General features: G+C 35.0%; 9 protein-coding genes. All 9 read right to left on the reverse strand.

Annotation, left to right across the window (positions count from 1 at the left end):
- Positions 1-451: 451 nt before the first annotated feature.
- Entirely contained in the window at positions 452-856 is a 405-nt protein-coding gene (locus DWY01_RS10875) for a hypothetical protein (RefSeq protein ID WP_117996142.1), read from the reverse strand.
- Between the two features lie 87 nt (positions 857-943).
- Positions 944-1,588 (reverse strand): hypothetical protein, encoded by a 645-nt coding sequence (locus DWY01_RS10880; protein ID WP_117996143.1) that lies wholly within the window; start codon positions 1,586-1,588, stop codon positions 944-946.
- 119 nt (positions 1,589-1,707) lie between these two features.
- Positions 1,708-2,106 carry a hypothetical protein gene (locus DWY01_RS10885; RefSeq protein ID WP_117996144.1) on the reverse strand — a complete coding sequence of 133 codons (399 nt, stop codon included), beginning with the start codon at positions 2,104-2,106 and terminating at the stop codon, positions 1,708-1,710.
- A 15-nt stretch (positions 2,107-2,121) separates the two neighbouring features.
- Complete coding sequence (locus tag DWY01_RS10890) at positions 2,122-2,463, reverse strand: hypothetical protein (protein ID WP_147332192.1); 342 nt, start codon at positions 2,461-2,463, stop codon at positions 2,122-2,124.
- Positions 2,464-2,662: 199 nt separating this feature from the next.
- Complete coding sequence (locus tag DWY01_RS10895) at positions 2,663-2,923, reverse strand: TM2 domain-containing protein (protein WP_117996146.1); 261 nt, start codon at positions 2,921-2,923, stop codon at positions 2,663-2,665.
- Between the two features lie 131 nt (positions 2,924-3,054).
- A complete protein-coding gene (locus DWY01_RS10900) occupies positions 3,055-3,786 on the reverse strand; it encodes a DUF3137 domain-containing protein (protein ID WP_117996147.1) in 732 nt (243 codons plus the stop codon).
- Between the two features lie 163 nt (positions 3,787-3,949).
- Entirely contained in the window at positions 3,950-5,194 is a 1,245-nt protein-coding gene (locus tag DWY01_RS10905) for a TPM domain-containing protein (protein WP_117996148.1), read from the reverse strand.
- A gap of 10 nt (positions 5,195-5,204) precedes the next feature.
- Entirely contained in the window at positions 5,205-6,290 is a 1,086-nt protein-coding gene (locus DWY01_RS10910; protein ID WP_117996149.1) for a hypothetical protein, read from the reverse strand.
- 10 nt (positions 6,291-6,300) lie between these two features.
- The gene (locus DWY01_RS10915) at positions 6,301-7,641 is read right to left on the reverse strand and encodes an SPFH domain-containing protein (RefSeq protein WP_117996150.1); all 1,341 of its coding nucleotides are present in this window, start codon (positions 7,639-7,641) and stop codon (positions 6,301-6,303) included.
- Between the last annotated feature and the right edge of the window lie 92 nt (positions 7,642-7,733).

Genomic DNA, 7,733 nt, shown 5'->3' on the forward strand with positions numbered 1-7,733 from the left:
AAGCATTAAAATTTAAAATTTATCTATTTTATGAGTCCTTTTTCTTGACATAGTACCAATGCTTAAATAAAAGAAAATAAGACTCCCGTAAATGAATTCTATCATATTTACAGTTTTATTTTAATAATTCTTCAGTTATTTTTAAGTTAAAAATCGCCATTAATTAAGGTTTATTTAATAATTTATATAAATATAACCAATAGAAATTATTTCTTTATAGACATAATTAGCTGATAAACAACATGAACAATAGATATAAATATAGTGCCTATAAACCACCATTCTGAAAAAAACATAACTCCAAACAAGAATGTATATCCAATTGGATGAGCATAGGTTAATCCAGCACCATATCCATATAATCCATACGATTGTAAACACGTAAAGACAATCGCAACTATCAAACCCATCTTAAAATTTTTATTATATGTTTCATATCAGTACTACTCTTTTAATAATCATATGTATAATGATATCTTTCTAATTCTTCCTGATATAATTCGCACTTTTTTCTGTATGCCTCTTTTTTCAATTGAGTCAAATATCCTTTTGCTCCATCAACAACTAATAAAATACCAATCATTCCAATAATTCCAATTACAAGTGGTCCACCAAACACCATTAAGATGATGATCAAACGATTCTCAACATATTGAATCCATGCCGTTTGTGGTAAATAGAAAAAGATAGCATCTCTATATACTTTAAATGAATCCCAATCAATTGGTTTATTATCAATATCTAAAAAATGAAACTTCACATTTAAATACTTCATTAAACAATAAGCTGTAACTACAATACATACTGTTCCAATTAAACCCTTCAGAGCATTTATTAGTTTTTCTTTTCGATTCATCTTTATATACTCCTTCATTTTCATTTACCATCCTTTGACACGTATACAATACTAAATCTATTTCTTTCTCTGTTTTAAAAATCGCCATTACGCAATTTTATTTTCAATCTCTTCAATTCGATTTAATACACTTCTATAGAATCCATAATCCGTATTTCGATAGCTGTAGTCTTCTGGCATTTCCACATTTGTATTCCAATCCACATATACAACTCTATCCTTACCCATGAAACGATTTAAACAATAGGTTTCAAACGTATTTCTTAAGCTTCTACAAAAATCTTTGATCTCTTCAATACTGGCCTCTCTATATTCACATGTAGCTACATCTAATGTTGTTAGATCATGAATATCCTTCTGCATGATTTCATAAACTGGATAACGACAATTCTTTTTCTTTGTTCTTTCATGATATTCATATACCGCATTCCCATATAGCTGGCAGTGTTTAAGATTTGTTCCACTTCTTTTTTCCTCTTCATGATACACATCATATACGCTCATCACTTTTTCATTTTCAAGCTGCGTATATACATAACGAGATAAAACTTTTAAACAACGATCGATATTTCCAAAGCTATTCTCCACTTCCTTGAACACAATATCATTTTTATGATTTCCTGTTCCCTTGCCATTTTTATCTTTACGAGTTCCCTTGTTAAACTGGTGCATATACTTTTGTACACCTGCCACTGACTTTTGATTCATCATTTTTTCTCTTAATTGTTCCATAGTTTTTTACCCTTAGATAAGCTTTCTTATCTTCCCTTCACTATGGAGACGTAAAAGTTTTTAATTTGGTTCAAAAAAATTGAAAAAAATTTTATTAAAAATTAAAAAAGCCCAATTTCTTAGGCTTCATCAATGTTAATATCTTCAAATCCATAATCTTGTAGTATTTTTTCTACCTTATCTCTATCCTTTTTATCAAAATATACTGTATATAGCTGTTCATCATCATTCTTATATTGTTCATCATAATATGGTTCAACTACTTGAGATTGTTCAACTCCACTTTTTGAGTGTACAAGATATACAATTAGTTGATACAAAAATCGAATCACAGATGTAACGCAAGCACATAAGAAGACCCATCCCAAGAAAAACATTAAATCAAGAAACAATGTAAATCCAATTGGATGTCCATTTGTGACTGCAGCTCCATACTTATAAAGTCCATATGTTTGTATACAAGTAAATAGAATAGCCAATAAAATCCCTATGTTAAAATTATCCTTCATACTTTTCATGATATGTTCCTCCTTCTAGTAATATCTATTATCAACATAGACAACAGGTGCGCTTAGTATTATTTCAATTCCAAATAAAACTGCAAGAGCCAATACAACAGGTCCTCCATAAATCATGAATATATCAATGAGTATACATTCAATCTTTTGAAGCCATTCAAACTTCGGCAAATAGAAGAACACTGCGTCGCAGAATGGACGTAATGAATTTAAACCAGTTGCTACTTCTTCACCACTCGTAGTTCCTATCTTAAGTAAAACAAATTTCATTAAATAATAGACAGCCACCGCTATAACAATTGTTAAAATCATTCCTTTTAAAGCTTCAATTACTTTTTCTTTCTGATTCATCTTCATTTTCTCCATTTCTAAGGCATGCAAACATATCCTATATATGTAACGAAATAAATCACATATCGAACGATACACTTCAAAATAAACCATGCTGCTTTAAAACCAAATCCTAATATTTTAAAAATTATACTTTTTGTTCTTTCATTCATTTTTATTTACCTTCCTTTGCCACATATACCATTCAAAACACATTTCTTTTTCATTAACGAAGCTTTAAATTATTCGCATCCTTAAGGCTATCACATAAAATTCTAAAGAAATCAATCCATACAAAGACAATCTCAACAATCAATAACCCCCATCCAATAATTGGAATAAAAACACCTAAAAGGAATACAACTAACATGATGGCACCAGATGCATTTCTACCTAAATAGAATCGGTGGATTCCCATCGTTCCTAAAAACATTGCCAATAAAGCGGCTGCCCATTTTCTTTTTGGTGATATTAAATTTTCATTCATTCTCTTATACCCTTGAGTTATCTTTTGTAACTCCCTTTCCTTTGACACTTATAGAATACAAAACAAAGAACTTTATTAGGCAAAAAAATCGCCATTAAAAAAGACCCTCATTTAAGAGAGCCAATTATGTACTATAATTTGAACACATCTATCCAATCCATAAACCATTTCAACTCATCCCTACTCGCATTCTCAAAACCATGTCCACTATGAGCCGCAATATACAGCTTACCATCCATATTTAGATTAAGGGCAAATTTACGAAAAGGTGGACCATTTGTCAAAGTGATGATTTTCTCTAAACAACTCGAATCCAATATTTTAAGAGCCTCTTCTTGATCACCACAGCTTAAATTAAACTTCTTATCAAAAGCCTCATTACCAGTTTTAATAGTTTGTTTATCCAATAAACTATGAGGATATATAGTTAGCCAAGTACTAAACTTGCAATCCAGATTGCACAACATCCATTCGCCCGTATAAACTATATTTTCATTCTTTTCCCATAGACCTGTCTCATCACGCAAAACTTCTGTCACATCTATAAGTTTAATAGTACAAAACTCTACATCTAGACCTTTATATTTACCTTGTACATATCCACTGCCACTACAATAATCATGTTTAGGCAACGGAATATTCGTATCTGATACATCCAACAAATGAGAAACAGAATCAATATTAACATCATCAAAGAATTCATGAAATACTTGTTTATTCTTTGAATTATTACCATTTTCCTTTGATACTTGTCCTAACCCAAGAAGAATAGCTCCCACTAGAATCAATACAAGATTGCCACCAAACACAATACCAATTAATACTATTCCAAGACCTAATATAGATAATATCTTTTTGCCCATGGCACTATCCTCCTGTTTTCTTTATCCTAACAAGCCCACTTATTCATCTCAAATAATCCCCTAAATTTGCCAGAATAACGATAAAGAAGGCCAATTACCGACCTTCACATTAATTTCTCTTGAAAGTGGAAAATGCAGGCGTTTGATCCTGCATTTTGCGGTATTAGAAGCTACCGCCGCCACCACCATAAGTGTCGCCACTACTAGAAGAATAAGTACTACTTCCACCACTCGAACTATCATCATCACTTGATTGAATACGTTCACGAGTTACGGTGTGATATAAGAAGTAGTCATGGGATTCTATCATCTTCAACGTGTTTTTCTTTATATAGTTATGCGCCTTCTCTTCAAACGCAACAGAGTGAAGTTGATCACGCTTTTTACTAACCACAAAGACTGCACACACAAAACCTACTAAAAGACTTATTGGAACGCAGTACCATGGAAGCCATTTAAACGGCATATTTCCAACATCATAAGGCTTACCATTATGTGCTTTTTCTACAAACTTTTCGCAAAGACTACCAAACGTTGTAAAAGCCTCCATGTACTTCTCTTTCTTAAAAGAAGGACCTAGCTTTTCACTAATATAACTAATTCCAGCATCCGTAAATGCTGTAATACCATATCCATGAGTAGCCATCCAGAACTTACGTGTTTCCATGTTGACCACTAAAAGAATTCCATCTTTATTTTTACCCTGACCATACTCGAGCGCTCCATACATCGTCATCGCATAATCAAGAAGTGCCTTACCACCCGTATCTTTTGTAGTCAATATCGCAACATCTAAACCTTGACGCTTACCAATTTGGGTTAAAGTATCATTTAACTCTTTTCTTTCATCCTCAGTTAATAAACGCGCATCATCATTCACAAACCTCAATCCATCTTGTAATGAAGTCAAACTACCTAAAGCTTGCGCATACTCTTCGGAAAGATTAGGTGCTCTAGTAATATAGTCATCGCAAAGTCTAGCGTATGTATCGAATGCACTCGCATATTCTCCATTACTTAAATAAGGTGCAAACTCACTACCAATCGTACTAATGTCTTCTGACGAAATAGCTGTAGTACCTTTTCCATAAGTAGACATCCACCATTTGCGAACTTCCATGTTGACTACTAACAAGACACCATCATCACCATAGCCACGCTCTTCATACTTTGCCTTTGCGTAGTCTTCTATCGATTTATCACCCATATCATCCGCTGTGATAACACCAACATCGACGCCTTGTCTTTCACTAATTTCGGTTAAAGTATCATTTAATTGCTGCTCTTCTGTAGCTGTTAATAAATTCGCATTATCTTCTACATATCTTAGATCTTCACTGGCATAAACTGGAAAACACATCATAAGTGCAAGTAGAAGAGATGAACATAAAATACCTAATTTTTTCATAAACGACCTCCTACTTTCCCCAGCTCATAATCAATATCACAATATAAGCCAAAATACTTCCAAGAATTGTAACCACTACATAGTATAAGTAAACCAAGTTCTTATTTTCTGGAAGATTACCTACAAACTTGCCTGTCTGACCATTCATCGCAAAACTATAGGTTTCTCCCTTCCACTTCGTATTCAAAACCCAAACTGGATACAACGCATATTTGGCTGTACCATTTTGAATTTGAACCGCACTATCCTCACAAGTAACTGTGTCATACTTACCGCAATTGGTCATAAACGCATCTTCCGTAGACTTCTTTACACGGGTATTGGCACGATCAATACTTGAATCGGCATCCACATCATATTTATCGGCTAAAAAACCTGCTAAATAAGCCGTCTGAAAATCCACCGCATCACTTAAATCATAAGGCTCAATAGACTCCATCATATCATCTGGCATCTTACTTGAACCATCCACCGGAATGTTTTCAAATCTTACATGCCCCTTACGATACAAACGATAGTATTTGGTTTCCGTATAATCATATTCTGAGTCCGACCACATACGAACCTTTGTCGCCTTATAACGAACCTCACCATCGGCATCCGCATCAAACAACCAGAAAGGAACATAGATACCTTTGATTTCTTCAATACGATTTTCTGATTTAAACTCTTTTGGTAGTAACGTCTTACCCTTATAGTGTTTCTTCAACGCTTCCTTAGCCGCCTTTTTATCCAACTTAAATGGAATAACTAAATCCGGCTTTAACACACCACCCAATTTTTCCTTAACTACAATTGGACTTCCACAGAAAGGACATGATGAAGCAGCCATATTTTCATCCGCAACAATCTCACCACCACACGAACTACACACGTATGTACGCAATCCATCAGTTTCATTTTCATCCCACTCTTGTCCTGGCTTAACATCCCACTCAAACTGATCTTCTTCCTCAATCTTCACAGAATCATATTGCTGAAGTGTTTCCAATGTGAATTCCGTATCACAATAAGGACACTTCATTTTTTGAAGCTTTGTATCAAATGAAATGGCACCATTACAACAAGGACACTTAAACTCTTGTAAAGTACTCATAACAATACCCCTACTTTTCTATATCATTATCATCAAATGGATCCCCACACTCCGGACAGAATCTAGGTGGATGATGTGGATCTTCCGGCTGCCAGCCACATTTATCACAACGATATAATGGTTCGTGTGCTGGCTTTTTAGCTCCACACTCCGTACAGAATTTACCCTTATTTACCGTTCCACAAGTCGGACAAGTCCAACCTTCATCATTAGGCTTTGGTGTTCCACACTCTGGACAGAATTTACCCGTGGCAACATTTCCACAATTTGGACAAGTCCAACCATCAACCTTTATCTCAGGCTCTACTGCAGGAGCAGGCGTTGGTGTTGGTGCAGGTTGTGCTTGGGCACCAGCCGCATATAAGTTTTGAGCATTAATACCACCCTGATTCATGGCCATACCCATACCCATAAATCCCGTCATGGCACCACTGGCATTATTGGCTGCATCCTTCATAGCTGTAGCCTGTGCTCCAACCAAACGACTTGCCGCAACCGTTTGATTCATCGTCATCGCATTTTCTTCCCACTCAGTGATCTTCTTTTCTTGATCCTCAGGAATACTCAAAGAGTTAATATTGAAAGATACAACTTCCAAGCCACGCTTAGCACGCCAAATATCACTTAATTCATCATTTAATGCAGCCGCAACATCCATTGTGTGAGCTGGAATTTCATAATACATCACACGATCCGCACTTAGTTTTGCCAAGGCAGGCTGTAAAGCCGTCATCAATTCACCTTTTAACTTGCCCTCAATAGTTTCAGATTCAAAATCCTCTGCCACATTTCCACAAACATTTGTATAGAATAAGATTGGATCGGCAACACGATATGTAAAGTTACCGTTACAACGTAATTTTACAGACAACTTAAACCCTAACTCTTCATTGACAACTACTCTAAATGGAATTGGCGTTGCCGTTCCATAAAGAACCTCACCCATTTCCTTTGTGTTCACATAATACACTCTTTGATCCTTAGCAGTATCCCCACCAAAAGTGAAACGCTTAGCCATTGTAGAGAAAGAATCCTTAATACTCTGACCTAAACTTCCCGCAAAGATGGATGGTTCACTTGATGAATCATAAACGAATTCTCCAGGTGTTGCACAAAGCTCAACAACACGACCCTGATCAACGATCAACATACATTGCCCATCCGCAACCGCAATCACACTACCATTTGAAATGATATTATCATTTCCTTTATTGCTAGATTTCTTACCTGTTTTTTTAGAACCCTTACGAACTAAAACATCCTGCTCTAATGCATCACAATAAAAGTACTCCTTCCATTGATCACTAAAAACTGAACCAACAGCTCCAGCACCCGCTTTAATTAATCCCATATTATTTACCTACCATTCTTCTATTGTTTTTACTTTGGTACTATGTCAAGAAAAAGGACTCATAAAATAGATAAATTTTAAATTTTAATGCT

This window comes from Eubacterium sp. AF22-8LB, assembly GCF_003458715.1.
In the GTDB taxonomy this organism is placed as follows: domain Bacteria; phylum Bacillota_I; class Bacilli_A; order Erysipelotrichales; family Erysipelotrichaceae; genus Holdemanella.